Genomic DNA, 23,337 nt, shown 5'->3' with positions numbered 1-23,337 from the left:
TTCTCGGCCGTGCCGGCCGGAGGCCGGCGCTCCCGGGACCAGATCACCCGAGGCTCTCGCCGCCGGTGACCTTGTCACTGTCACGGTGCCAGCGATACACCAAGGGCGCCTTGGTGCGTTCGAGCTGCTTGAACAGCGCCGAGTCGGCGCGCTTCGGCAGCTCGAGTTCGACGAGGCCACTGGCGTCGCAGTTCAACCAGCGCGCGTACGGCTTGTAGTGCTCGACGCGCCCGATCACGCGGGACAGCCCCGGGAGCGCAGGCGTCCCGCCGGCGTCGTCCCGCTCCGCGGCGATGAAACAGTACGGCAGGCTGCGCAGATCGATGCCGGCGCGCTGGCCGAATTTCACCCAGTTGGAATCGGCGAAAATCTCGGGGGGCGGCGGCGCGAAGAAGTGACACCAGTGGCGCTCGTTACCCGGCGTCAGCACGGGACACGGATTCGCATGCGTGCACGGCGCGACGATCTGAAACGTCGCGCGCAGGTCGTCGCGTAGCGCGCTGAGCTGGCGGCTGACGACGTGCGTGCCGGGTTCGACCCACAGCACAGCGTCGGCCCGGGCGATCAGTGCCTGCAGGGCCGCGAGGGCGTCGGGTGGCAGTTCGTTCAGCACGTGACTGACCACAAGCAGGCCGATCGGCGTTGGCGCGGCCAGCAGTCCGGGCGTGGCCTGCGTGAGCGTGAGCGCGGGGAACGCCTGCTGCGCGGTGGCCGCGGCGTAGTCGCACGCGAGTGGCGAGTGGTCCCACACCGTGAGTGCGTCAAAGTTTTCGGGGCCGAAGCCGGCGATGACCCGGCGCGCGGCCACGCCGCTGCCGCAGCCCCAATCGAATACGGTGCGGGCACGCGGACGCCAGTTGCGGAGCCGGAGTTCGCGCAGGACGTGATCCCATTTCCAGCCGATGCGCTCGCCGTAGGTGTAATCGTAGTTCGCGAGGTCGTCCGCGGATTCCCAATACGGACCGGCCGCGGCGGCGTTGCTGAGGAAGCGGCCGCGCAGCCGCTCGAGGATGGACCAGTCGAGCTCGTCCCAGGTCATGACGCCAGCGAGAGGCCGAGATGGCCGGCGAGACGTTGGGTCCGGATGCCGTAGAACGCGGCGAACTCGCGGACGCGGCTGGCGCGAAGGGCGTCGCCCGGGGCGTGGGACTTGATGGCGGCGATCATGAGATTCTTCGCAGTGTGGTCGGTGGAGATGAACTCAAAGACCTTGGTGCGATAGCCAGCCCATTCCAGCAGCTGCGCGCGCAGGGCGTCGGTGACAAACTCCGCCTGGCGCTCCTGGAAAATCCCATGGCGCAGCGCCCCGGCGAGCACCGGCGGCGCGGTCAGCTGCGAGCGCAGTTCCTTCTGGCAGCACGGCGCGACGACGAGGAGCCGCGCGTTGGCCGCGATGCCCCGGGCGAGCGCATCGTCGGTGGCGGTGTCGCACGCGTGCAACGCGATGAGCACGTCGCACGCCGCGACCGGAGCCGTGGTGATCGTGCCGGCGGTAAATGTGAGCCGCGACGCGAAGCCGTGATCGCGCGCAGCGCGATTGCACAGGTCGACGAGTTCAGGCCGCACTTCGACGCCGTGAATTGACGCGCGGTCGCTGAGGATTTCCGCGAGCGCGAAGGTCAGGTAGCCCTTGCCGCTGCCCATGTCGACGACCTGCAGCGGAGCCGCCGGCGCGGCGGACGGAACGATGGGAGCGGCAACGGCAGCGGGTAAGTCGGCTGCGTCAGGTGCGGAGGGGGCGACGGCTTCAGTCGGTGGCGGGAATGATTCGTCGAGGAGGTGTGAGAGCAGTTCGGCGAATTTTTGGATCTGGCGAAACTTGTCCGCCATGCCCTCGCGCGGATGGCCGCGTTCGTTGACGACGCCCAGCGCGCGCAGCCAGGGCGCGTTCACTGGAATCAGATGCGACTTGGCGCGATTGTGCGTGGCCGGGGCGAGGGAGATCGCACCGGAATTCTTTGTGACGCGCAGCCGGGCGTCGCCCTCGGGTTTCGATTCGAACTGGGCGTTGTCCGTGGCGGTGAAAAGATGGGCGTCGAGGAAATCGCGACCGACCAGCGCCGCGACCTGCTGGAGGGTTTCCTCCGGCGAAAGATTCTTGGTGACGTCCCGCGTGGCGTGGCGCCACACGAACGCGAAGTGCGGGCCGACCTTCAAGCGGACGGGCCGGATGAACACGTTCTTCAGTGAGGCGTCGCTGCCGCGGTACTTGCCGAGCGTGAGCTTGACCAGCGTGTCCTCCTGGACCGCGGTGTGGAGCAGGGCAAGGAAGCGATCGTGAGCGGAAGGTTGCGGCATCGCGCCGAGTAGGCGGGCAGCGCGGCCAAACGTGAAGCAGGAAACGCGGGCCGCGCGGGCCCGTCGCGGAGTGCTGCCGCGCGGACCCGTCGGGCGCGGCCCGGGCGGCGCTTATTTCGGCAGGAACTCGGTCGTCAGCGCCTTCGCGGCAGTGATCTTGCCCTTGGGCAGAATCCCGAGCTCCTCGAGTTGGGCGATCTGCGTGACGTAGCGCGCGGGATCGAGGCGGCCGATGGCCTGCGGGCCGCCACCGGCGTCGCGGCCGGTGACGAGCTTTTCGGCCAGAATCATTTTCCGCGAGTAGAGCATGAACTCGTCGGTGTTGGTGGGATTGGCCTGCTTCATCGCGGCGTGAGCCGCAGTCGGATCGCCCTCGAGGTAATCGCGCCAGCCGCGGATGTACGCGCGCAGGAACGCCTCGAGCTCACGCGGGTGATCGCGTGCGAATTTCCGCCCGGTCACGAGCACTGCGTACGCGCGGAAGCCGGCGTCCCAGGTCGAGAGAAAGCGCGGTTCCTTGCCGCCGGCCTTCGTGATGTGGTACGGCTCGGCGATGAAGTAGCCCTGCTGGAGCGCCTCTTTGTTGCCGAGGAACGCAGCGACGGAAAAATTCTGCGGGATGATCGTGAACTTCAGCGCATATTTTTTCTCGAGGAATTTGAGAAACGCCCACTCGGGTCGCGCGATGATCGGCTTGCCCTTGAGATCGGCGAAGGTGCGCACGCTGCTGTCGGCGTTGACGAGAATGCCCGACGGGTCGTCCTGAAACACTGCGGCGAACTGCACCACCGGGAGGCCCTCGGCCTGTTGGAGCAGGGTGTTGGTGCTGTCGGCCTGACCGATGTCCGCCTTGCCGGTCGCCACGCTGGGCATGACGTGTGCGCCCGGTCCGCCCTGGATCAGCGTGACGTCGAGACCTTCCGCGCGGAAAAAACCGCGGGCCTCCGCCTGATAAAACCCCCCGTGCTCCGGCTCGGCGACCCAGTCGAGCTGGACCGTCAGCTTGGTGAGCGGCTTGTCCGCGGCGGAAAGCGCGGTGGCCGTGAGCAAAGCTAAACAGAGGGGGCGGAGGGGCGGCATGAGGGAATGAGAATTGAAATCCAAGGACGGCAAGAGGACCGGCGCACTATTCGTTGGGAGCGCAGGCGTCCCGCTTGCCTGCGAAGGACGCCGGCTGGAGCCCGGTGCTCACGGGAGCCATTCGATTCACCGATCCGCCCGCTCGTACGAATCGTGCCAGTGGCGCATCGCGAACCACGCCATCGTCAGCACGGCGGCATTGAGGATGAAGCCCAGGATGCAGGTCGTCGCCGCGGTCGCGAACAGCGCGGGATACTTGGCTTGCGCGGAATAGATCACGGCCTGGAAACCCAGTCCGCCGCCGTCGCCGGCCGACGAGCCGGCATTCATGTCGGCGACCACGGCGCCGATTGGCGCGAGCGTGGCGGCGATGCGCAGGCCGGTGAAGAAATACGGCAGCGCCGACGGCACGCGCAGCAGGAAGAGCTGCTGCCAGCGGCTCGCGCGGTAGAGGTTGAACATCTCGACCAGATTGCGATCAGTGGAGATCAGTCCCTGCGTCGTGTTCACCACGAGGGGGAAAAACGCGATCACGAAGGTCAGGAGCGACACGCTCTTCAAACCGGCGCCGACCCAGATCACGCAGATCGGCGCCAGCACCGGCAGGGGCGTCATCTGCAGAGCCATGAGAAACGGATACAGGCTCGTGCGCACCAGGGACGACAGCGACAGCAGGAGCGCGAGACCGAAGCTGACCGCGATGGCCAGGCCAAAGCCGATCAGTGCGCCCTTGCTGGTGTTCCAAGCGGCGCGGATCAGAACGTCGTGATTGTCGCGGAACGCCTCGAGGATGGCTCCGGGCGTCGGCAGCAGGAAACGCATTTCCTCCGACAGGTAAAAGTGCAGGCCGTACCAGAGCGCCACGACGAAGGCGCCAGCCGCGGCGGGCAGCAGAATTTTGAAGAGCGGGCGCGACATCACCAATGACCGGCGCGAACGACCGGAAGCGAACGAAGCGAGGCGAGCGCGTCGGAACGAGATTGCGCGAGGATCGGGACGATGGCGTCGTTCATACCGTGTAGTTCTCGACCGAGCGCAGGATCTGCGACACCTCGGCGACCAGATCATGATAGGGACGCGACAGGCGCGTGTCCTCGGTACGGGGATACGGCAGCGGCACCACAACCTCGGTGTGAATCCGGCCGGGGTTGGCCGACATCACAAAAATCCGGTTCGACAGGAAGACGGCCTCGGCGACCGAGTGCGTGACGAAAAACGCCGTCCACGCCTCCTGCTGCCGGATGTCGAGCAGTTCCTCGTTGAGGTGTTCGCGCGTCATCTCGTCGAGGGCGCCGAACGGTTCGTCGAGCAACAGAATCTTCGGGGCCTGGGCGAGGGCGCGCGCGATCGAGACGCGCATTTTCTGGCCGCCGGACAACTGGCGCGGATACGCGGCGGCCTTCTCGCCGAGCCGGACGAGTTCGAGCACGCGCGCCGTGGTGGTCGCGCGCTGGGGCGCGGGGATGCCGCGGAGTTTCTGCGGCACCTCCACGTTATGCGCGACGGTGAGCCACGGCAGCAGGGTCGGTTCCTGAAAGACAAACGCGAGATCGGCGGCCGCCTCGTCCGGCGTCCGACCATCCACGGACAGCCGGCCGCTTGAGACTGGACTCAGGCCTGCGATCAACCGCAGCGCCGTGGATTTACCGCAACCGCTCGGACCGATCAGGGAAATGAAATCGCCGGGGCGCGCCCCGAAGGAAAGGCGATCGAGCACGAGCGGTCCCTCGCCGAAGCGCTTGGAGACGTCCTTGAATTCCACGACTGATACCGCCGACATGCGCTGAAGGAGTGGCGACCGCGATGAAAGAGGGCGAGCGGGAAAGCGCGCAGCAGGATCATGCAGGGGATCTCCCGCGAATGACGCGAATCCAGACGCAAGACGAAGTCCGGCGATTTTCCCCGATTTTCCCGCTCGGTGAGGGGGTGGCCTGCCTCCTTCCCGTTCGCGGCCCTTCGCGTCATTTGCGGGCGACTGCTCGTTCAGGACTTCGCGGGCAACTTCGCGAGCGCGTCCGAGGCCTGGCGGTTGCTCGGATCGATCTTCAGTGCGGTTTCGTAGGCCGCGCGGGCCTCGTCCCACTGTTGCAGGCGTTCCCGCAGGTTGCCGATGCGCTGCCAGGTGTGGCTGTGGGTCGGTGACGCCGGCGTCGGTGGCGTTAGCGTGAGACAGGTTTGCAGATGGACGAGGCCCTGCTCGAGGTTCTGGCCGCAAATCGATGCGGTCCGGCCGTAGTGATACAGCGCAGTGTAATTGGCCGGATCCCGCGCGAGCACGTCGCCGCACAACGTGAAGGCGGCCGTGTAGTCCTTCGCGGTTACTTTGGTCGTCACGCTCAGCACCGTCGCGAGATCGGGCGACAGCTGGCGAATGGCGTCGAGTTGCGCCCCCGCCTTGGCGCTGCTGCCGATCGGCCACGGGGCGCGCTGGTAGAAGTGAAACAAGCCCTCACGGGCGTTGAGGTTCTTGGGGTCGAGCGCGACGGCCTTTTCCAGGGCGTCCCGGCCCTTGGTGGCGTACGAAAGCGAGTTGCTGCGCCCGGCCAGCTGCAATGCCGCGGCTCCGTAGGCGGCCTGATAGCCGGCGCGGTTCGGCTCCAGTTGCACCGCGGCGGCGAGGTGTTTCACGCCTTCCTCGAGGGCAGTGGGATCGTTGCGGGCGACGATCACGCGGCCGAGATAGTGGACGGCGGCGGCGTTTTTTGGATCCGCGGCGACCATGGGTTCGAGCAAGTCGCGGGCCTCCGGATAGCGGCGGGCTTCCACCAACGCGATCGCGGCGGCCAACGGTTCCGCGGCCCGGAGATTTCCGGTGCACAGCAGAAGCAGCAGGCTGAGGTAGCGCGCGCGCGGGGACGTCATGAGCGTGAAACGAGCAAAGATCGCGCTTACGGCAAGGCGATTTGAAAAAGGTGCACGGGGTGGGCCGGCGGATGCGGCGTCTTTGCAGGATCGAATCCCTGCCAGCCGGCACCGGCGATGACGGTGAGGCGATCGCTGACCATCGTAAGCAGGCTCAAATCCGACAACTGCGCGTGGCCGCTGGCGAGCACCGTGACGCCGGTCACCGCATCCCACGCCGGCGAAAGGGTGAGGCGAATCACACGTTCGGGTTCGACGCCGTTCTGCGTCGCCACGATTCCGGCGGGCGTAAGGATCAGGCCGTCGAGGCCGAGCAGCGTGGTTTTCTTCGGTGAGTGCAGCGCGGTGACGTTGCCCGTCGGCAGGTCGACCGCAAAGAGCCCGTTCGCGTAGTCGGCGACGAGCAGCGTCTGCTTCTGCAGGACGAGTCCCTGCAGCGAGGAAAACAAGGGCGAGTCGGCGACCTTCTCGAAGTCCTCCGCGCCCGGGGCGAGTTTCCAGACCACGGGCGCCTTCGAGTCGGTGGCGTAGATCGTGCCGTCGGGTCCGACGATGAGATCGCCCAATGCGTTCTGGCGTCCGTCGCCGGCGAGCGGGATGACGCGGCGCAGTTCACTCGTCGCAAGATCGAATTCGGCAAGTCCGGAGTGGCCTTTCTGATCGGCGGTGAAGCCGTCCATCTCGGGCACCGCGGTCATCGCCGCCCACAACGCCTGGCGGGATTCGTCGAGGGCGAGCCCGAAGATGCCGAGCAGTTCCTCGTTCTCGGCGCTGAAGCGCGTGATCTGGCCGGTGCGATCGCGACGCCAGATGCAGCGATGGTGGACGTCGCCAAGAAACAGATCGCCGGTTGAGGTCCGATGCGCGATGCCTTCGATGATACCGGTGCGGCCGGCGAGCGTGGCGATGATTTCCGCCTCGCCCTTGGGTTCGCGGTTCGCGGCGAGTTGCTGGATGACGCGCAGGAAGGGCGGGGTGCCCTGAAGTCGGGCGAAGTCCGGGTCGCGTTCGATCGGAGGCCCCACCCCGAGGTCGGCGAGTTCGCGCAGTGTTTCAATGGCCGTGGCGTCGTCGCCCGTCAGCGCGGACAGGGCGGCGAAGTTGGTCAGGTAACGCGGCGAGTCCGGACGCAACTCGAGGGCCGCGAGCGTGGCCGCCCGAGCGGCGGTAAAATCCTTGCGCAGGTAGGCGGCTTGGGCCTCGGCGCGGAAGTCGAGATGCGTCTTCTCGGCCGCGGTCAGCGGGACGAAAGCGAGGACCGTGGCGGCGAACAGCAGGCGCATGAGGTGGATTCGGGCGCCTGTCGCACCGCGGTGGCTACGAGCGCCAGCGAGTGGTACTTCGGCCACTCGCTGGCGCTTGTAGCCACGGCTGAAGTCCACGGACCGGGCGTTACTCGTAACGCAGCGCGTCGATCGGGTCGAGCTGCGCGGCTTTGCGAGCCGGGTAGTAGCCGAAGAACACGCCGATGACGGTACTGACCGCGACGGCGAGCAGCACGGAGGTCGGAGAGATGAGGGTGGGGAGGCCGAAATAGGCGGACGCAAATTCGGAGGCACCGATGCCGCAGAGGATGCCGAGCACGCCGCCGAGCAGCGTGAGCAGGATCGCCTCGATCAGGAACTGCAGCAGCACGTCGCGATCGTGCGCGCCGATCGCGAGACGGATGCCGATCTCGCGGGTGCGCTCAGTGACCGACACGAGCATGATGTTCATGACGCCGATGCCGCCGACGACGAGTGAAACGACCGCGATGCCGCCGAGGAGCAGCGTCATGGTCTTGGACGTCTCGGTGGCCGTGGCCGCGATCTCTTCCTGGGTGCGGACGGTGAAATCAGGCTCGCGACCCTTGCGGCGCTGGTTGAGCAGATCCTCGATCCGTTGTTTGACGACGTCGAGTTTGTCGGGGGATTTGCCCTGGACGAGAATCGTCGAGATGTTCGAGCGGCGGGAGACACGCTTCATGTGCGACGAGTACGGGATGATCACGACATCGTCTTGGTCGGAGCCGAAAAGACTGAAGCCCTTGACGTCGAGCACCCCCACGATGCGGAACGGCAGGTTGCGGATGCGCAGCGTCTGGCCGATCGGATCCTCGTTCGGGAAAAGCTGATCGACCACGGTTTTGCCGATGACGGCGACCTTCGCGAGCGACTTCACGTCCTGGTCCGTGAACATCGCGCCCTGGACGATATTCCAGTTCTTGATGTACGGGTAGTCGGGGGACTCGCCGTTGATGTTCGTGCTCCAGTTGAGACCGTTCGCGAGCACCTGGTTGCGATCGCGGACTTCGGGGCTGACGCCGTCGATGTCATCGACCTCGGCCGCGATCGCCTCGGCGTCCTCGACGGTGAGCGTGGGGGCGGAACCAAAGCCGCCGCGCATGCCGCCGGAGCTGAAGCTGCCCGGGTAAATGGTGATGATGTTTTGACCGAGGGCGGCGACCTGTGCTTCGACGCGCGCCTTGGCGCCGTTGCCCATGCTGACGATGGTGATGACGGCGCCGATGCCGATGATGATGCCGAGCGCCGTCAGGATGGAGCGCATCGTGTTACGGCGGAGGGCGCGAAGGGCGACGCGGAAAATGGTGGTGAACCTCATGGCGGGAGCGTGGGCGGGATTGAGTTTCGAGTTTCTGCGGCGTGGCGGGCGGGACTGGAGCGGTGAAGGCCTGCGCGGGCGGTGCGCGGGAAATCGCTCAGCTGGCGGGGGTGGCGAGAAGTTTGGCGGCGGTTTCGGCCGACTTCAACTTGGCGAGCTCCTCCGAGGCGATGCTGCGATTGGGCACCGCTTCATCGCGGACGACGACGCCGTCACGCAGGATCAGATTGCGTTTGCAGTAGTGGGCGATGTCGAGCTCGTGCGTGACCATCACGATGCTGATGCCCTGATCGTTGAGGCGTTGGAAGACGCCCATGACTTCAATCGACGTCTTGGAGTCGAGATTACCTGTGGGTTCGTCGGCGAGGAGAACCTGCGGCTCGTTGACCAAGCCGCGGGCGATGGCGACGCGCTGCTGCTGTCCGCCCGAGAGCTGGTTCGGCATGTGGTCGGCGCGATTGGCGAGGCCCACGATTTCGAGACAGTGCATCGCGCGCTCGCGAATCTTGGCGCCTGAAAGGCGCCGGTGCCGGCCGTACAGCATCGGCAGTTCGACGTTCTCGAGGGCGGTGGTGCGGGCCAGCAGGTTGAAGCCCTGGAAGACGAAGCCGAGTTTCTGGTTTCGAATGTCGGCGAGCTCGTTCTTGTCGAGGGCGGAAACGTCCACTCCGTCGAGCAGGTAGGTGCCCCGGGTGGGGCGATCGAGGCAGCCGAGCATGTTCATCAGCGTCGACTTGCCCGAGCCGCTGGCGCCCATGAGAGCAACGAATTCACCTTTGCCGATATCGAGGGAGACGCCGCGCACGGCGTGCACGGGAATCTCTCCGGATTCGTAGATCTTGTGGATGTCCTTGATTTGGACAACGGGTGCCATGGCGTCGGTTGCGAGGAGGATTGAGAAAGCGCCCGGCTCGATTAGCGGCCACCGCGGCTGCTGCTGCCGCCAAAGCTGCTGCGGCCGCCGCCTTGGAACGGATTGTTCATGCCGGCGGGAGCACCCGCCGCCGCGGCCGCGCCCGGCATGGTCACGCCGGTGAGGACGGTATCGCCTTCGCTCAAGCCCTCGAGGACTTCAGTGTAAAAGCCGTCGGAAATGCCCAGACGTACGGAAACCGGATCCAGCTTCTTCTCCTTCGGGTCGGTCTCGATCAGCTTGTAGAGCGTGCGCGTGATGACCGTGTTGTTGAAGCCGCGATCGCCGCCGGCACCGCCGCGGGAACCACCGCCGCCGCCCGAGCCGCCGCTGCGGGAACCGCCACCACCACCGCCATCGGTGCGCTTGCCGCGGCCACCGGGAGTGGCCATGCGGGCGGCGACCAACTCGGGGTCGAGGCCCTTTTCTTTCGCGAGAACCTTGGCCTTTTCAATTTGTTCAGGACTGGCGGGAGTGCCGCGCTCGAAGCCGACGGCCCGGATGATTTCCATCGTGGAGCGCATCTTCTCGTCGTCGGTCATCGCGGTCGCGCCGCCCGGAGCGGCCTTTTCATCGCCGGCCTTGCCCGGCGTGGCGGCCGCGGCGGGTTTGGCGGCCAGGAGTTCCGGCGGCACGCGGACGCGGAGGGCGCCGTTGGCGACGCGCACGACACCCGGACGCTGCTGGACGATGATCGAAACATTCGCAGTCATGCCGGGCTTCAGCTTCAGATCTTCGTTCGCGACGTCGATGATGGTCGCATAGGAGACGACGCTCTGGCTGGTGCTGGCGGCGTTGCGCACCATGCGGACTTTGCCGGTGAACGTCCGGTTCGGGAAGGCATCCACCGTGAATTTGACGTCCTGGCCCTCGGCGATCGTGCCGATGTCGGCCTCGGCCACGGCGGCGTTGATCTGCATCTTCGTAAGATCGTTGACCAGGGTGAACAGCACCGGGGCGTTCATGCTGGCGTTGACCGTGCGGCCCTTGTCGGTCTTGCGGTCGAGGACCATGCCGTCGATCGGGGCGGTGATCACCGTGCGCTCGAGATCGAGCTTGGAATTCGAAACCGCGGCCTCACGGGTGAGGAGCGTCGCGTTCGATTGGGCCAGCTGGGCGTTGATGCTGTCGAGCTCCTGCTGGGAAACGAGGTTCTTGGTGAAGAGTTCCTTCGTCCGCTGCTGATTGATCACCAGCAGCTGGTTGTTCGCCTTGGCCGACTCGAGATCCGCCTCGGACTGGCGCAGGCGCTGCGTGGGCGTCGCTTCGTCGATGCGGGCGAGAACGTCGCCGGCCTTCACCTTCGAATTGAAGTCAACGAGCACTTCCTTGATCTGGCCCGAGACCTGGGCGCCGATATCGACGGTGGTGACCGGTTGCAGGTCGCCGGTGGCGGTGACGCTCTGGACGATGTCGCCCCGCGCGACTTTCACCGACTGAAACTCCGGCTTTTTATCGCTCTTGCCCCGGAAATAATACCAGCCGCCGCCCGCGGCGGCGCCGATGACAATCAGGAGGACAATGAGACCGCCGTAACTTTTGGATTTGGCCATGACGAGAAGATGACTGGATGAAGGGGAAAGTGAGTCGCGAGCAAAACTGAGCTCCGTGGCTGGATGACGGAGGCAACCTTGGAAGTTGCGTGGTCCGCAAAGACGCAGGCCTCAGGGAAAGGTGACGGATTTTTGCGGGGGCAGGACAGTGATGGGGGAAAGCGTCAGTGGACAGCCCATCACGGAGTGGATCAAGCTTCGACGTGGGGATTATCGCTTCGAAGGCAAAGGAACCGGCGCCGACTGGCAACGGGCAGAATGCTCGCGCTTCACTTTCGACGCCTGCACCGAGAATCGTCCTGGCTCACGTCCGCACCGGCGCGAACGCCCGGGACAAGGCCGCGGCGACGTTGGGCGGGACGAAGTGTTTCACGTCACCGCCAAACTTGGCGACCTGCTTCACCAGGGTGGAGCTGGTGTAGCTGAATTGCTCGTTCGGCATCACGAACAGCGTCTCCATCTTGGGTTCGAGGTGCCGGTTCATCAGGGCCATGTTGAACTCGAACTCGAAGTCCGACAGCGCGCGCAGGCCACGGATGATGGCGTCGCCCTTCTGCGCCATGCAGAACTCCACGAGCAGGCCGCGGAAGGTCGTCACGGTCACGTGCGGCCATTTCACGAGGTTCGGCGTGATCATCTCGACCCGCTGTTCCGCCGTGAAGAGCGGCGCCTTGCCCGCGCTCTCGGCGACGGCGACGGTCACCTTGTCAAAAAGTTTGGCGGCGCGCGATAGCACGTCGAGGTGGCCGTAGGTGATCGGGTCAAACGTCCCGGGGTAGATGCAATGACGCATGGGCGGTGGGAGCGGAGCGAAGGGGAGAGAAAGGCGGCTGGCGACAGTGTTTTTCTCTCGGATTGGCGAACCCGCTGCTCCCGGGCCACCTTTTTGGGACCGCTCCGCGCTTGCCATCGCTCGCCGCGCCCTGTTTTGCCTTCGAGGTCTGCATGAATCTTCCGAACATCCTCACCATCTCGCGCGTGCCGTTGATGTTCATCGTGGTCGGGCTGATGTATGCTGACTTCCCTTACGCCGCGACCGCTGCCTTCTGGCTGTTCATCGCGGCGGCGCTTACGGACTGGCTCGATGGAAAAATCGCGCGCGAGCGCGGCGAGGTGTCCGCTTTCGGGCGTTTCATGGACACCGTCATCGACAAGGTGATGGTGCTCGGCCTGATGATCGCGCTCGTCAACGATTCCGCGAATTTCATGGGGCACGACATCGTCGCGATGGTGCTGCTGCTGTGCATCCTGTGCCGCGAGTTTGCCGTATCCGGTTTGCGGATGGCGGTCGCGGTGAAAGGGCAGATCGTCGAGGCCGACGCCGGCGGCAAAGTGAAAACCTTCGTGCAACTCAATGCGATCGGGTGGCTGATCGGCGCGCGGATGTTTTTCCACGATTTCGGCTTTCACGGCGACGATCGCCACTGGGTCACGACGGTGCGCGTGATCGGCATGTCGCTTTACGCCCTGTCCGCGGTGCTGACGATCACGTCGGGCTGGTCGTACTTCCGCAAACACGGTCGCGTGCTCTTCAGTTGAGCGAGCCCGGGGCGGGAACGACTTCATGCGACTCGCGCAACCTGCCTGGTCCCGGCTGCTGCCCACGGCGGCAGTGATCGCGCTGGCGACCCTTGGTCCGCTGGGCCGCCGGCTGCCGGCGCCGGGCACGTGGGGTTCGCTGGCGGGACTGCTTTATTTCGTAGTGTTCTTTCAGCGCGCGAGCATCGGTGCGACCCTGCTCGCGAGCGCAGTGGTGGCTTATCTGGCGGTGGGCCTCTGCGGCGAAGCCGAGATTCGGCTGCGCAAACGCGATCCCGGCGAGGTCATCCTCGACGAGGTGATCGTGATGCCGCTGTGCTTCCTGGGCTGGCGGACGCTGCCGGCCTCGATTCCGTTCTGGGCGGTGCTGGCGGCGGGCTTTGCACTCTTCCGGCTTTTCGACATCGCGAAACCGTTCGGCATTTCCCGACTGCAAACGCTGCCCGGCGGCTGGGGCGTGGTGGCCGACGACGTCGCCGCGGCCCTCGTTGCCTGCGCGATGTTGCACATCGGCGGGTGGATTTGGCTGCGGGTGTGAAGCCCCGGCCAAAGGCAACGAGCCGGTCGCCCGCGAATCACACGAATTGCACGAAAACCTGAACTCGGTTTGGCCGCCTGAATTCGCGCGATTCGTGTGATTCGCGGGAGGCGGTTCGGATCGATTCAGGGCAGGGGCTGCAACTGGTCCGCGGGCAGGCGGACGAGCAGGCCTTTTTGGAGGACGTCGATCGCGAGCATCACGCCGCGCGGGTCGGCGGGATTGTCGACGTAGCCCTCGAGGCCGTGCAGCGGGCCGCCGATGATTTTCACCCGGCGGCCCTTGGTGAGCAGCGGCATCACGCTGAGCTCGAGGCCTGACGCCACGATCAGACGGACGTCCTCGAGCTGACGCAGGAAGGCGGGCTCATCCTCGACCCCGATGGTCCGTGCGAGCAGATCCTGCTGGAAGATCCGCGTTCGCTTCGCGGTCGTGACCTGGGCGAACACGTAGCCGGGAAACAGCGGCTTCGTGAAGGTCTTCGTGTTGTGCGCGTACCGCCGGACGCTCGCAATCAGCGGAAGATAGTAGGCGAGCCGCTCGGCCTCGAGGAGGGCGGCGAACCGTTTTTCGCAGCGTGGCTTCGTGTGGCAGACGAGCCACGAGGTGTCGCCCATCGCTCAGCTTTTCAGCAGGAAGCGGATCGCGGCGTGGTAACCTTCGAGGCCCAGCCCGGTGATCACGGCGATGCAGGCCGGAGCCGTGAGCGACGTGTGGCGGAATTCCTCCCGCTTGTAGATGTTCGAAATGTGCACCTCGATCGTCGGCAGGTGCGCGCCGAGCAGGGCGTCGCGCAGCGCCACGCTGGTGTGGGTGAACGCGCCGCCGTTGATCACGATGCCGTCGTATTTCGCATCGGTGAGTGCCGCGATCTTGTCGATGAGCGCGCCCTCGTGATTCGACTGGAAGAACTCCAGCTGCGCCTTCGCGGCGAACTCGGTTCGCAACGCCTGCTCCAGATCCGCGAGCGTGGCGCGACCGTAGATTTCCGGCTCCCGCTTGCCGAGCCGGTCGAGATTGGGGCCGTTGAGAATCGCGATCTTTTTCATGAGAGGATCACCACGAAACACACGAAATACACGAAAGGGGAAAGAATGTTTTCGTGTATTTCGTGTGTTTCGTGGTTCAGCGGCTACAGCGGGTTGCCGGTGGAGATGAAGGCCCAGGGGAGCTTGAACTTCCTGGCGAGCTCGGCCGCGAGCGCCTGCACCGCGTGGACCTCGGTGGCGTAGTGGCCGCACAGGTACAGGTTGAGTTTCTCCTCCTGGGCGCGGTTGAAAAACTCCTCGCGCAGTTCGCCGGTGACGAGCGTGTCGACGCCCGCCGGCAACAGTTCCGGGACGGCGCTGTTGCCCGCGCCGCTGCAGAACGCGATCGCCCGCGGCGTCGCGGATCCGTGCTCGATCGCAATCACGCGATCGTAGTGCCGGCCGAGCCGCGCGCGCAGGGCCGCACGGCTCAACCGCGACGCCGCGATGCAGCCGATTGCTTCGCCGTCGCGCACGAGGAACGGCCGGGAGCGTTTCAACCCGAGTTGCCGCGCCAGCAGCGCGTTGTTGCCGATCTCGGGATGGCCGTCGAGTGGCAGGTGATTCGAGTAGAGCGCGCAGTTTCCGCGCACGAGCGTGGCGACGCGCTCGTAGGCGGCGCCCGTCAGCGGCCGCGGCATGTCCCAGTACATGCCGTGATGCACGATCAGGAAATCGACGCCGGCCGCGACCGCCTGCTGAAAAGGCACGACGCCCGCGTCGACGGCCGCGCCGATCCTGGTGACGCGGCCGTTGTTTTCGACCTGAAGCCCGTTGAAGGCTCCGGGCGCATCCTTGAACGCAGCGCGGCGCGTGCGCTGGTCGCAGTAACGAACGAGTTCGGCGAGTGTGGCCATGGTGGTGGGAGGACACGTCGTGCGGTCGTGACCGGAGTCGACGTGCGCTGAGCGAGGACGAATCCGCCGCGGAGGACGAGCCCGTTTCGTCGGTTAGGTTGCGCCCAAGCGGCAGCTGTGGGCGCTGAAACCCGCACCGAAACTCACGAGCCAGAAATCGCCGCTCGCGTCGGGCGGACCGGCCTTCAGCGCCTCCTCCAGTGCAAAGAGCACCGACGGACTGCTCATGTTGCCGCACCGGCGCAGCACGGCCGCGCTCGTTTCCAGCCCGAGCGGGGCGAACACCGGAGCGAGAGCCAGCAGCACATCGCGTCCGCCGGCGTGCGACACGACCTGCGTCACCGGGGCAGGTCCGCGCTGCGCCCAGAGCCGACCGACCGCTCCCGCCGCGAGATCCGGGACCGAGCGGTGGAGCAGGTTGCGGAGTTTGCCGCCGCGCTGCTCGAAGCGCAGTTTGTCGCGATCCTGCGGCTGATGCACGGTGTCGAAGCCGTACGCCCGCAGCGGCGTCGCAGCGGGCGTCGACTTCCAAATCGAGGCCGCCGCGCCGTCGCCGAAGAGACATGCGCTGACGAGTACGCCGGGATCGTCGTCGACGTAAAAGGCCGCGGAGCAAATCTCAACCGCGACGCAGGCGACGACGGCGTTCGGCTGCGCGGCGAGCACATGGCTGGCCGCGCGCAACATCGGAATCGCCGCGCCGCAACCGAGTCCGACCAAGTCCTGCAGGAACGTGTTGGCGCGAAGACCCAGTTGCTCGGCGACAAAACTCGTGAGTCCGGGACACAGGTAGCCGGTGCAGGTGCAGATCAGCAGGGCGTCGATTTCCCCGGCCTGCACGCCCGCCTGTTCGAGCGCGCCGGCGAGCGCGCGGCTCGCGAGCCGCGGAGCTTCTACCTGAAACGCCGCGTTGAGCTGATCGGAAGTCAGGTCGAAAACCGTGCCGGGATCGGGCATCGCGAAGTGACGTTTCGCGATGCCGTGCTCGCTGGTGAGGATCGACTGCAGGATCATCATCGATCGCCGCGTGAGCCGCTCGCGCAGTCGCGAGCGCAGCCCGATCTCCCAGCACTCCGCTTGCGTGTAGGAAACCGGTGGGACTGCGGTGCTCAGGGCGTGAAGATACATGGGGTCAGTGGAGAGCCGCGTAGATCGAACGGAAGGGAAGCACCCGCGCGCGACTCAACGCGGTGAACCAGCGCTGCCGCCAGGGTGAGAGCACGAAGGAATGCAGGGCCCGCGCCGAGGTGAGCCGGAGCCGGAAGCGATCGTGCACCGCCCGGTGAATCGCGCGACAGGTGTCGCTCCACTCCATTTCGCCGCGGGCATAAGCGCGCAGCGGATCCAGCGCGACCTCGGCGCTTTGAAACGCCATCGCCATGCCGTTGCCCGTGAACGGCGGGATCATCGCGCTAGCATCGCCCAGGCAAACGCTCCCCGGAACCAGCGGCTGTCGCTTGAAGCTCAACCCGGCCACGGCGCATACGGACGCGGGATCAATCGATGCAGCCGCCACGCGATCCGCGAGCGTGCCGAGGCCTGCGGCCCGGAGGTAGGCGAGGAGCAGCCCGGCACCGCGGCCTTGCAATGCGCGCACGCGGAACAGGCCGCAGATGTTCACGCCCTCGGCGATCCGCGCGAGCCCGACATAGCCGTGCGCGCCCAGATGCATCTCGAGGTCGCGCGTGAGATCGAGGGCGGCGGCGTGCAATTTCAAACCGATCCAACGGGGCGGGCCGGCCGCGCGCCCCGTCGCCAGCACCCGGCCGGGGCGCGTCTCGGGATGGTTGATACGCGATCGGATGTGCAGGCCGCCCCCGGCGGCCGTGAACGCCTCCGCCAGTCGCGCGTCGAGCACGTGACGGCTCAGGCCGAGGGCGGGCACCGGCAGGCGTTGAATCACCGGTCGGCCGCCGGAACGGGACCAGGCCACTTCGTCGTGGTGCAACGCATCCTGCAGGCAACCCGTGATGCCCAGGCGGGCCATCGTCGTGGCCTCGAGTCCGGCGATGAACTCGCCGCAGACGCGATGGCGCGGATAGTCGCCTGCTTCATGCAGTGTCACCGGAACGTCGTCGCGGCGCAGCGCGAGGCCGAGCGACAACCCGGCCAGGCCTCCGCCGATGATTTCGATCGGGCGCATCCTCACGTACGACGGACCGCGACCAGGCGATACAGGCCGAGCAGCGTCGCAGAGCAGTGGATGTTCCATTCCCTGCGATGGAACCCAAGTGCGTCCGGCAGTTCCATCCCGACAAAACCGGCGGCGATGCTGACGTGGGCGTCGTGGAGCGAGACGTGGTTGGCGCCGAAGATCGGGCCGAGCGTCCGGTAAGCCAGCTGGGAGAACCGACGCCGGAGCGGTTCACAAGCGACGAACACGCGCGTCGTCGCGCGGATCGTGTGGCCGAAGCCGGCCAACTCTGCGTCGGAGAACTGGTGGAAAATCAGATTCCCCACAATGGCAGGGTAGCTGGCAAATCCTGCAAAAGTTCGGAGATCGACTTGATGCCAAGCCGCGGCCTGCGGCCAGTCGGGCGGTCGCGGCCAGAGATCAAGTCCCGCCATCGCCACCCCCGCGGCAGCCAGACGCCGGCCGAGTTCGCCCGTGCCCGCGCCGATTTCCAGCGCCACCTCCTGCGGCCGCAGGAGCGGCGGCACGGTGCGTTCCAACCAGCGATGACTCCCCAGCAGCCGGTTCGTCACGCGCAGGTCCCGGCGGTTGTGCAACGCATCCGGGTGATCGAGCGGGAGTGAGTCCAGGATCTCCGGCTGAAGGCTGCGCTGCATGGGAATACGTAGGCGGGAAGATTCGGCGCGCAAACTCCAGCCTCAGTTTGTTGCAACGAGGGTTGCCGGGCCGCGTCCGGTTGTGCACAGTCGGCGGCGTTCTCCATGAGTCTTTCCGCCCCCTCTTCCTCGACGTTGGAAAAACCCGCGATCCCGCCGGCCGCGCTGCAGCCGGTCGATCTCATCGCGGAGGCCGCGGGCAATTTTCCGCACCGGCCGTCGTGGGACGAGTATTTCATGGCGACCGCGGTGTTGATGTCGTCGCGTTCAAACTGCGAGCGGCTGCACGTCGGCTGTGTGATCGTGACCGGCGGTGAGCGCAAAAACCGGCTCGTGGCCGCGGGCTACAACGGCTTTCTGCCGGCGACGCCGCATGTGTCGCGGCTGCGTGACGGACATGAACAGGCGACGGTCCACGCGGAGCAGAATGCGGTGGCCGATGCCGCGCGCCGCGGCAGCTCGGTCGAGGGCTGTGTCGCCTACGTCACGCACTTTCCGTGCATCAATTGCGCGAAAATTCTGGCGGCCGCGGGCATTGCCGAGATCAAGTACCGGCTGGATTACTCGAATGATCCCCTCGTTGCCCCCCTGTTGGCCGATGCTGGCGTGAAGGTATTGAAACTGTGAGCGGGCGCTGACACCCGCACGACACGAATGAGAGAGCGACGCAAAGCTTCCCGCGAGACTCTGGCGGGGTCGCTATTGCTCGCGCACCCCGCGATGAAGGATCCGAATTTCCGTCGCAGCGTGGTGCTGATGTCCGCGCACAATGACGAAGGCGCCATGGGCGTTGTGATCAACCGCCCGATGGGAAAGCGTCTCGGTGAATTGAGCGGCGACTTCGCTCTCGGTCCGCTGGCGGGCGTGCCGCTGTACAAAGGCGGACCGGTGCAGACTGAGCAGCTTGTCCTCGCGGCGTGGCAGGCCCGGGACGACGGCTTCCGGCTGCACTTCGGCATCGAACCTGAGAAAGCGCAGCTGCTGATGGCAGAGGAGGGCACGCACGTGCGGGCGTTCCTCGGATATTCCGGCTGGTCGGCCGGGCAGCTCGAGAACGAGATGAAGATGAACACGTGGGTCGTGGTCGAGGTGCCGGCGGATCTCCTGGCTCAATCCCAGGACGACGGGTTGTGGCGGACGGTGCTCGGACGCGAAGGCGCGGAGTGGCGTTTGCTGGCCGACGAACCCGACGAGCTGGGCGGCAACTAGTCCGGAAACCGTTCACGGAGCGCCTGCGAATCACGCGAGCGGCGGCGAGTTTTAGAGCTGAAATGGAGTCTGAACCCTCCCGTTCACGCTCAACCTGAATGAGGGTGCGTTTTCGTTTGGCCTCATTCGCGTCCATTGGCGTCATTCGCGGGCAGCCGATTCGTTGCAACGAGAGCCGCGGGCCGGAGGGTTGCGGCGGTTTTTTACGTCGAAAAGCGGCGCGGCGCGTCGACGTTGATTTTGCTGGAACTATTCCGTTGACAGAGGCGGGGGCGGGCTATGCTTTTGCACCTTTTATGAAAGTTGTTTCCTCCATCAAATCGGCCAAGAAGCGTCACCCGGCGTGCCAGGTGGTTCGTCGCAAGGGCAAGATTTACGTCATCAACAAGGTCGAGCCGCGCTACAAGGCTCGCCAAGGCTAACCCTACTTTACCGCGATGAAAGCCGAAGGACATCCCACACTTAACAACGTCTGCTTCCTCGATATCGGAACCGGTCGTCGTTTCATGACCAAGTCCACCATGAAGTCCGCCCGCAAGGAGCAGATCGATGGCCAGGAATATTTCGTCATCGCCCGCGACGTCACGATGGACTCTCACCCGGCTTACACCGGTGAAAAGCGCCTCGTCGATACCGCTGGCCGCGTCGAGAAGTTCACGTCGAAGTTCAAGCGTGGCACGACGACCACGAGCGCTGCCGCCAAGAAGTAACCGGCGCTGCCGACCCACTCTCAAGCCCTCCCGCAACGGAGGGCTTTTTTTGTGCCCGTTGGGACTGCGTGCTTGTCGGCTGTGCGATCGACCTTTGAGCACTTCATACCAATCGCTCCTTGCTTTTGGACTTCTGGATCGCTCGTAGCCACGGCTAAAGTCCAAAGGCAAAGGGCGATTGGTATCAGATATTTCACAGGAGGGAACGGAGGCCACGGAGCGGCGCGAAATGGAGTTTTCTGTCTTCTCTCCGCGATCTCCGTTTCCTCCTGTAAATTTTAAGCGCCGCGACGCCTGACGGGTGTTGCCGGCCGACGCGGCTGCTATCCGATCGCCCCATCAACCCTTCGGAGGTTTCACAGGAGGGAGCAGAGGCAACGGAGCGGTTTGGGGGCATCTGCCCTCTCTCCGTGACCTCCGTTTCCTCCTGTGAGATTTCAAGCGCACCCGACACATGACAGGGATTGCCGGGCGCCGCTGATTTTTTCCGTGTGTTCCGTATGTTCCGTGGGCCAATCTGGCCGCTCCTTTCCTTCGATCATGCGCATCCATCCTTTTCAAGGTCTCGTTCCCACGCCCGCCGCCGCGGCTGAAGTCGCGTGCGTCCCGTACGATGTCGTCAACGCCGCCGAGGCCGCGGTCCTCGCCAACGGGAAGCCCAACAGTCTGCTCCATGTCGATCGCGCGGAGATCGATCTGCCGGCCGGTACCGATCCCTACAGCGACAGTGTGTATGCGAAGGCACTGGCGAATTTCCTGCTGCTGCAGCGCAATGGCGTGCTCGTCCGCGAGACCGAGCCCTGCCTCTACATTTACCAGCAGCAGATGGGGACGCACGTGCAGCGCGGGCTCGTGAGCGGCTGCCACGTCGACGACTACGATCAGGGCTTGATCAAAAAGCACGAGAAGACGCGCAAGGACAAGGAGGACGACCGCACGCGGTTGATCGACACGCTCAGCGCGGACACCGGCCCGGTGTTTCTCACCTATCGCGATAACGCGGCTGTTACCGCGCTCGTGAATGCCAAGACCCGCGAAACGCCGCTGCATGATTTCACCGCGCCCGACGGCATCCGCCATACGTTGTGGCGCATTCCGGGTGGCACCGAGTGGGTCGCGGCGTTCGGAGCCGTGCCAGTCACCTACATCGCCGACGGTCACCATCGCGCGGCGAGCGCGGCCCGTGTCGCCCGGCTGCGGCGCGAGCGCAACCCGCTGCACAGTGGCAGCGAGGACTACAACTGGTTCCTTTGCGTGCTCTTCCCCGCGAGCGAACTGAAGATTCTCCCGTACAATCGCATCGTCCTCGATCTCAACGGCCGCTCGCCCGCGGATTTTCTCGCGCAGGTCAAAGCGCTGTTCGGCCTGCAGGAAAACGCCGCGCCATCGCCGGCCGCGGTCGGCCAGGTGAGCATGTATCTCGGCGGAAAATGGTACGGCCTTCGCACCGTCGCCGATCCGAAGGCCGACCCGGTGAGTCGCCTCGATGTGAGCGTGCTGCAGGACAAGCTGCTCGGGCCCGTCCTCGGCATCGAGGACGTGCGCACCAGCAAACGGATCGATTTCGTCGGCGGCATCCGCGGCACGGCCGAACTCGTGAAACGCGTCGATGCCGACGGCGGCGTGGCCTTCTCGATGTATCCGGTCACGCTCGCGCAGCTCATGGACATTGCCGACGCGGGCCAGATCATGCCGCCGAAAAGCACGTGGTTTGAGCCGAAGCTGCGTTCCGGTCTCGTCGTGCACACGTTCTGAGGCGTACGAGCGGGAAACGCCGGTTCGTCTTGCGCGGTGAGTCCGCCCGCGTTTCCTGAGCGACCATGCGACGATCAAACCCAGGCAGCGGAGTTGCAGTGCGGGCAGCGGGTTTGATGCTGGGACTGCTTGGGACGCCCGCGTTCGCGGCCGCTGCGGCGGAAAGTGCGTCGGTGTTTCCCCGGCCGCTGGCCAACTATGCCGCGACGGACGCCCCGGGCCTGGGCGCCACGCTGCTTGCCCGCATCGAGGCGGAGCCGTTCAATGTGGTCGCGTCGATTATTTTCCTGCTCGCGATCGGCCACACGTTTCTGACCTCGAAGTTCCGCCATTGGGCGCATCACGCGGAGGCGGCGCACGCGGCACGGCTGAAAGCCGAGTCAGCCCAAGGCGGCGATACGAATGACGACGGCACGCCGGACGAGGTGAGTTTCAAGGGACAGATCCTGCATTTTCTCGGCGAGGTCGAGGCGGTGTTCGGCATCTGGGTCCTCGCGCTCGTGGGGGCGATGATGTGGTTTTTCAACTGGCAGACCGTGCTCGACTACATCGGACACACGGTGAACTACACCGAACCGATGTTCGTCGTCGTCATCATGGCGATGGCGGCGACGCGGCCCGTGCTGCGGGCGGCCGAGGCCACGCTGCGGCGGGTGGCCGCCTTGGGGCGCGGCACGACGGGAGCCTGGTGGCTCGTGATCCTCATCGTCGCGCCGGTGCTGGGATCATTCATCACGGAACCGGCGGCGATGACGATCGCGGCGCTGCTGCTTGCGCGGCAGTTCTACGCGCTGAAGCCGTCGCCGCGTTTCGCCTATGCGACGCTCGGCCTCCTGTTCGTCAATATTTCGGTCGGCGGCACCTTCACCCATTTCGCCGCCCCGCCGGTGTTGATGGTCGCGGGTCCTTGGAATTGGGATACACCGTTCATGTTTCTGCACTTTGGCTGGAAGGCGCTGATCGGCATCCTGGTCGCGACGCTTCTCTATTACGTGATATTTCGCCGCGAACTGGCGGCGCTGGAAGAGAAGCGCGTGGCGCATGCGGCCGGTGCCGTCGCTGGGAACGACGCTCCCGTTCCGGCGTGGATCACGCTCGTCCAGCTCGGTTTCATGGCTTTCACGGTCGCGGTGGCGCACTACCCACCGCTCTTCATCGGCGGGTTTCTGTTCTTCCTGGCGTTCTCGCAGGCGACGGCGCACCACCAGGGCAAGCTCGATCTCGGGCCGCCGCTGCTGGTGGGTTTTTTCCTCGCCGGCCTCGTGGTGCACGGCGGGCTGCAGGGCTGGTGGATTGAGCCGGTGCTCAAACGACTGGAGGAGGTACCGCTCTTTCTCGGCGCGACCATCCTGACGGCGGTCAACGACAACGCCGCCATCACCTATCTGGCCACCTTGGTGCCCGGGTTTACTGACGAACTGAAATTCGCGGTCGTGGCCGGAGCGGTCACGGGCGGCGGCCTGACAGTGATCGCCAACGCCCCGAATCCCGCCGGTCAGGCCATTCTGCAGCGCTTCTTTCCCGGCGGAGTGGGGCCGCTCGGTCTCCTTGCGGGCGCGCTGGTGCCGACGGTGGTGATGGGTCTGGCCTTAATGTTGCTGTGA

Annotated in this window: 25 protein-coding genes; 8 read left to right on the top strand and 17 right to left on the bottom strand. The window is 65.6% G+C overall.

Translation table 11 applies throughout. From position 1 onward, the window contains the following. Positions 1 to 43: 43 nt before the first annotated feature. The 11 genes from ACLJEU_RS15745 to coaD all read right to left on the bottom strand — a co-directional run bounded on the left by ACLJEU_RS15745 (position 44) and on the right by coaD (position 12,100). Positions 44 to 1,039: a small ribosomal subunit Rsm22 family protein gene (locus ACLJEU_RS15745; RefSeq protein WP_414661487.1), complete on the bottom strand. Its 996-nt coding sequence runs from the start codon at positions 1,037 to 1,039 to the stop codon at positions 44 to 46. Then, positions 1,036 to 2,298: a class I SAM-dependent methyltransferase gene (locus ACLJEU_RS15740; protein WP_414661488.1), complete on the bottom strand. Its 1,263-nt coding sequence runs from the start codon at positions 2,296 to 2,298 to the stop codon at positions 1,036 to 1,038. Before ACLJEU_RS15740 ends, ACLJEU_RS15745 begins: the two co-directional genes overlap by 4 nt. 111 nt (positions 2,299 to 2,409) lie before the next feature. Beyond that, positions 2,410 to 3,378, bottom strand: coding sequence for an ABC transporter substrate-binding protein (locus ACLJEU_RS15735; RefSeq protein ID WP_414661489.1), 969 nt, complete (start codon positions 3,376 to 3,378; stop codon positions 2,410 to 2,412). Between the two features lie 126 nt (positions 3,379 to 3,504). Then, on the bottom strand, positions 3,505 to 4,296 hold the full coding sequence (locus tag ACLJEU_RS15730; RefSeq protein WP_414661490.1) for an ABC transporter permease: 792 nt from the start codon (positions 4,294 to 4,296) through the stop codon (positions 3,505 to 3,507). A gap of 91 nt (positions 4,297 to 4,387) precedes the next feature. Continuing rightward, the gene (locus tag ACLJEU_RS15725; protein WP_414661491.1) at positions 4,388 to 5,158 is read right to left on the bottom strand and encodes an ABC transporter ATP-binding protein; all 771 of its coding nucleotides are present in this window, start codon (positions 5,156 to 5,158) and stop codon (positions 4,388 to 4,390) included. Positions 5,159 to 5,361: 203 nt separating this feature from the next. Further along, positions 5,362 to 6,240 carry a tetratricopeptide repeat protein gene (locus ACLJEU_RS15720; RefSeq protein ID WP_414661492.1) on the bottom strand — a complete coding sequence of 293 codons (879 nt, stop codon included), beginning with the start codon at positions 6,238 to 6,240 and terminating at the stop codon, positions 5,362 to 5,364. Between the two features lie 26 nt (positions 6,241 to 6,266). After that, the gene (locus ACLJEU_RS15715) at positions 6,267 to 7,523 is read right to left on the bottom strand and encodes an SMP-30/gluconolactonase/LRE family protein (protein ID WP_414661493.1); all 1,257 of its coding nucleotides are present in this window, start codon (positions 7,521 to 7,523) and stop codon (positions 6,267 to 6,269) included. A gap of 109 nt (positions 7,524 to 7,632) precedes the next feature. Then, positions 7,633 to 8,841, bottom strand: coding sequence for an ABC transporter permease (locus tag ACLJEU_RS15710; RefSeq protein ID WP_414661494.1), 1,209 nt, complete (start codon positions 8,839 to 8,841; stop codon positions 7,633 to 7,635). Positions 8,842 to 8,938: 97 nt separating this feature from the next. Then, positions 8,939 to 9,715, bottom strand: coding sequence for an ABC transporter ATP-binding protein (locus tag ACLJEU_RS15705; RefSeq protein WP_414661495.1), 777 nt, complete (start codon positions 9,713 to 9,715; stop codon positions 8,939 to 8,941). Between the two features lie 41 nt (positions 9,716 to 9,756). Next, positions 9,757 to 11,307: an efflux RND transporter periplasmic adaptor subunit gene (locus tag ACLJEU_RS15700; RefSeq protein ID WP_414661496.1), complete on the bottom strand. Its 1,551-nt coding sequence runs from the start codon at positions 11,305 to 11,307 to the stop codon at positions 9,757 to 9,759. 304 nt (positions 11,308 to 11,611) lie between these two features. After that, a complete protein-coding gene (gene coaD / locus ACLJEU_RS15695; protein WP_414661497.1) occupies positions 11,612 to 12,100 on the bottom strand; it encodes a pantetheine-phosphate adenylyltransferase in 489 nt (162 codons plus the stop codon). A 152-nt stretch (positions 12,101 to 12,252) separates the two neighbouring features. Here coaD and pgsA point away from each other — a divergent pair, with 152 nt between their 5' ends. Together pgsA and ACLJEU_RS15685 are read left to right on the top strand one after the other, a co-directional pair. Next, on the top strand, positions 12,253 to 12,846 hold the full coding sequence (pgsA, locus tag ACLJEU_RS15690) for a CDP-diacylglycerol--glycerol-3-phosphate 3-phosphatidyltransferase (protein WP_414661498.1): 594 nt from the start codon (positions 12,253 to 12,255) through the stop codon (positions 12,844 to 12,846). Between the two features lie 25 nt (positions 12,847 to 12,871). After that, positions 12,872 to 13,384, top strand: a complete 513-nt coding sequence (locus ACLJEU_RS15685) for a phosphatidylglycerophosphatase A family protein (RefSeq protein ID WP_414661499.1) — start codon at positions 12,872 to 12,874, stop codon at positions 13,382 to 13,384. A gap of 125 nt (positions 13,385 to 13,509) precedes the next feature. Here the strand turns inward: ACLJEU_RS15685 and nusG are convergent, their stop codons facing one another. The 6 genes from nusG to ACLJEU_RS15655 all read right to left on the bottom strand — a co-directional run bounded on the left by nusG (position 13,510) and on the right by ACLJEU_RS15655 (position 18,059). Next, positions 13,510 to 14,001: a transcription termination/antitermination protein NusG gene (nusG, locus tag ACLJEU_RS15680; protein ID WP_414661500.1), complete on the bottom strand. Its 492-nt coding sequence runs from the start codon at positions 13,999 to 14,001 to the stop codon at positions 13,510 to 13,512. 3 nt (positions 14,002 to 14,004) lie between these two features. Then, entirely contained in the window at positions 14,005 to 14,433 is a 429-nt protein-coding gene (aroQ, locus tag ACLJEU_RS15675; RefSeq protein WP_414661501.1) for a type II 3-dehydroquinate dehydratase, read from the bottom strand. Positions 14,434 to 14,516: 83 nt separating this feature from the next. After that, positions 14,517 to 15,269 carry a Nif3-like dinuclear metal center hexameric protein gene (locus ACLJEU_RS15670; protein ID WP_414661502.1) on the bottom strand — a complete coding sequence of 251 codons (753 nt, stop codon included), beginning with the start codon at positions 15,267 to 15,269 and terminating at the stop codon, positions 14,517 to 14,519. Between the two features lie 93 nt (positions 15,270 to 15,362). Beyond that, a complete protein-coding gene (locus ACLJEU_RS15665) occupies positions 15,363 to 16,397 on the bottom strand; it encodes a type III polyketide synthase (RefSeq protein ID WP_414661503.1) in 1,035 nt (344 codons plus the stop codon). Between the two features lie 4 nt (positions 16,398 to 16,401). Continuing rightward, positions 16,402 to 17,412 carry an NAD(P)/FAD-dependent oxidoreductase gene (locus ACLJEU_RS15660; RefSeq protein WP_414661504.1) on the bottom strand — a complete coding sequence of 337 codons (1,011 nt, stop codon included), beginning with the start codon at positions 17,410 to 17,412 and terminating at the stop codon, positions 16,402 to 16,404. A gap of 2 nt (positions 17,413 to 17,414) precedes the next feature. After that, positions 17,415 to 18,059, bottom strand: a complete 645-nt coding sequence (locus tag ACLJEU_RS15655) for a methyltransferase domain-containing protein (protein ID WP_414661505.1) — start codon at positions 18,057 to 18,059, stop codon at positions 17,415 to 17,417. A 105-nt stretch (positions 18,060 to 18,164) separates the two neighbouring features. Between ACLJEU_RS15655 and ACLJEU_RS15650 the strand changes: the two genes are divergently transcribed. From ACLJEU_RS15650 to ACLJEU_RS15625, 6 genes are all read left to right on the top strand, one after another. Next, positions 18,165 to 18,686 (top strand): deoxycytidylate deaminase, encoded by a 522-nt coding sequence (locus ACLJEU_RS15650; RefSeq protein ID WP_414661506.1) that lies wholly within the window; start codon positions 18,165 to 18,167, stop codon positions 18,684 to 18,686. Positions 18,687 to 18,779: 93 nt separating this feature from the next. Then, positions 18,780 to 19,268, top strand: a complete 489-nt coding sequence (locus tag ACLJEU_RS15645; RefSeq protein WP_414661507.1) for a YqgE/AlgH family protein — start codon at positions 18,780 to 18,782, stop codon at positions 19,266 to 19,268. Between the two features lie 296 nt (positions 19,269 to 19,564). Next, the gene (ykgO, locus tag ACLJEU_RS15640) at positions 19,565 to 19,690 is read left to right on the top strand and encodes a type B 50S ribosomal protein L36 (protein WP_107835942.1); all 126 of its coding nucleotides are present in this window, start codon (positions 19,565 to 19,567) and stop codon (positions 19,688 to 19,690) included. 15 nt (positions 19,691 to 19,705) lie between these two features. Beyond that, entirely contained in the window at positions 19,706 to 19,978 is a 273-nt protein-coding gene (locus tag ACLJEU_RS15635) for a type B 50S ribosomal protein L31 (protein ID WP_414661508.1), read from the top strand. Between the two features lie 540 nt (positions 19,979 to 20,518). Beyond that, a complete protein-coding gene (locus ACLJEU_RS15630; RefSeq protein WP_414661509.1) occupies positions 20,519 to 21,733 on the top strand; it encodes a DUF1015 domain-containing protein in 1,215 nt (404 codons plus the stop codon). A 65-nt stretch (positions 21,734 to 21,798) separates the two neighbouring features. Next, the gene (locus tag ACLJEU_RS15625) at positions 21,799 to 23,337 is read left to right on the top strand and encodes a putative Na+/H+ antiporter (protein WP_414661510.1); all 1,539 of its coding nucleotides are present in this window, start codon (positions 21,799 to 21,801) and stop codon (positions 23,335 to 23,337) included.

It is taken from the genome of Terrisphaera buseokensis, from assembly GCF_047521145.2.
In the GTDB taxonomy this organism is placed as follows: domain Bacteria; phylum Verrucomicrobiota; class Verrucomicrobiia; order Opitutales; family Opitutaceae; genus ER46.
Note: the sequence above shows the minus strand (reverse complement) of the source record. Positions and strands in the feature narration are given on the sequence as shown.

What these genes read in the sequence shown, in the direction of transcription:
- ACLJEU_RS15745 (WP_414661487.1), bottom strand. Translation starts at nt 1,039, where the DNA reads ATGACCTGGGACGAGCTCGACTGGTCCATCCTCGAGCGGCTGCGCGGC.
- ACLJEU_RS15660 (WP_414661504.1), bottom strand. Translation starts at nt 17,412, where the DNA reads ATGCGCCCGATCGAAATCATCGGCGGAGGCCTGGCCGGGTTGTCGCTC.
- ACLJEU_RS15670 (WP_414661502.1), bottom strand. Translation starts at nt 15,269, where the DNA reads ATGGCCACACTCGCCGAACTCGTTCGTTACTGCGACCAGCGCACGCGC.
- ACLJEU_RS15725 (WP_414661491.1), bottom strand. Translation starts at nt 5,158, where the DNA reads ATGTCGGCGGTATCAGTCGTGGAATTCAAGGACGTCTCCAAGCGCTTC.
- ACLJEU_RS15685 (WP_414661499.1), top strand. Translation starts at nt 12,872, where the DNA reads ATGCGACTCGCGCAACCTGCCTGGTCCCGGCTGCTGCCCACGGCGGCA.
- nusG (WP_414661500.1), bottom strand. Translation starts at nt 14,001, where the DNA reads ATGGGCGACACCTCGTGGCTCGTCTGCCACACGAAGCCACGCTGCGAA.
- ACLJEU_RS15705 (WP_414661495.1), bottom strand. Translation starts at nt 9,715, where the DNA reads ATGGCACCCGTTGTCCAAATCAAGGACATCCACAAGATCTACGAATCC.
- ACLJEU_RS15720 (WP_414661492.1), bottom strand. Translation starts at nt 6,240, where the DNA reads ATGACGTCCCCGCGCGCGCGCTACCTCAGCCTGCTGCTTCTGCTGTGC.
- ACLJEU_RS15635 (WP_414661508.1), top strand. Translation starts at nt 19,706, where the DNA reads ATGAAAGCCGAAGGACATCCCACACTTAACAACGTCTGCTTCCTCGAT.
- ACLJEU_RS15665 (WP_414661503.1), bottom strand. Translation starts at nt 16,397, where the DNA reads ATGTATCTTCACGCCCTGAGCACCGCAGTCCCACCGGTTTCCTACACG.
- ACLJEU_RS15645 (WP_414661507.1), top strand. Translation starts at nt 18,780, where the DNA reads ATGAAGGATCCGAATTTCCGTCGCAGCGTGGTGCTGATGTCCGCGCAC.
- ACLJEU_RS15715 (WP_414661493.1), bottom strand. Translation starts at nt 7,523, where the DNA reads ATGCGCCTGCTGTTCGCCGCCACGGTCCTCGCTTTCGTCCCGCTGACC.
- ACLJEU_RS15650 (WP_414661506.1), top strand. Translation starts at nt 18,165, where the DNA reads ATGAGTCTTTCCGCCCCCTCTTCCTCGACGTTGGAAAAACCCGCGATC.
- ACLJEU_RS15710 (WP_414661494.1), bottom strand. Translation starts at nt 8,841, where the DNA reads ATGAGGTTCACCACCATTTTCCGCGTCGCCCTTCGCGCCCTCCGCCGT.
- ACLJEU_RS15735 (WP_414661489.1), bottom strand. Translation starts at nt 3,378, where the DNA reads ATGCCGCCCCTCCGCCCCCTCTGTTTAGCTTTGCTCACGGCCACCGCG.
- ACLJEU_RS15625 (WP_414661510.1), top strand. Translation starts at nt 21,799, where the DNA reads ATGCGACGATCAAACCCAGGCAGCGGAGTTGCAGTGCGGGCAGCGGGT.
- ACLJEU_RS15740 (WP_414661488.1), bottom strand. Translation starts at nt 2,298, where the DNA reads ATGCCGCAACCTTCCGCTCACGATCGCTTCCTTGCCCTGCTCCACACC.
- coaD (WP_414661497.1), bottom strand. Translation starts at nt 12,100, where the DNA reads ATGCGTCATTGCATCTACCCCGGGACGTTTGACCCGATCACCTACGGC.
- ACLJEU_RS15700 (WP_414661496.1), bottom strand. Translation starts at nt 11,307, where the DNA reads ATGGCCAAATCCAAAAGTTACGGCGGTCTCATTGTCCTCCTGATTGTC.
- pgsA (WP_414661498.1), top strand. Translation starts at nt 12,253, where the DNA reads ATGAATCTTCCGAACATCCTCACCATCTCGCGCGTGCCGTTGATGTTC.
- aroQ (WP_414661501.1), bottom strand. Translation starts at nt 14,433, where the DNA reads ATGAAAAAGATCGCGATTCTCAACGGCCCCAATCTCGACCGGCTCGGC.
- ACLJEU_RS15655 (WP_414661505.1), bottom strand. Translation starts at nt 18,059, where the DNA reads ATGCAGCGCAGCCTTCAGCCGGAGATCCTGGACTCACTCCCGCTCGAT.
- ACLJEU_RS15630 (WP_414661509.1), top strand. Translation starts at nt 20,519, where the DNA reads ATGCGCATCCATCCTTTTCAAGGTCTCGTTCCCACGCCCGCCGCCGCG.
- ACLJEU_RS15730 (WP_414661490.1), bottom strand. Translation starts at nt 4,296, where the DNA reads ATGTCGCGCCCGCTCTTCAAAATTCTGCTGCCCGCCGCGGCTGGCGCC.
- ykgO (WP_107835942.1), top strand. Translation starts at nt 19,565, where the DNA reads ATGAAAGTTGTTTCCTCCATCAAATCGGCCAAGAAGCGTCACCCGGCG.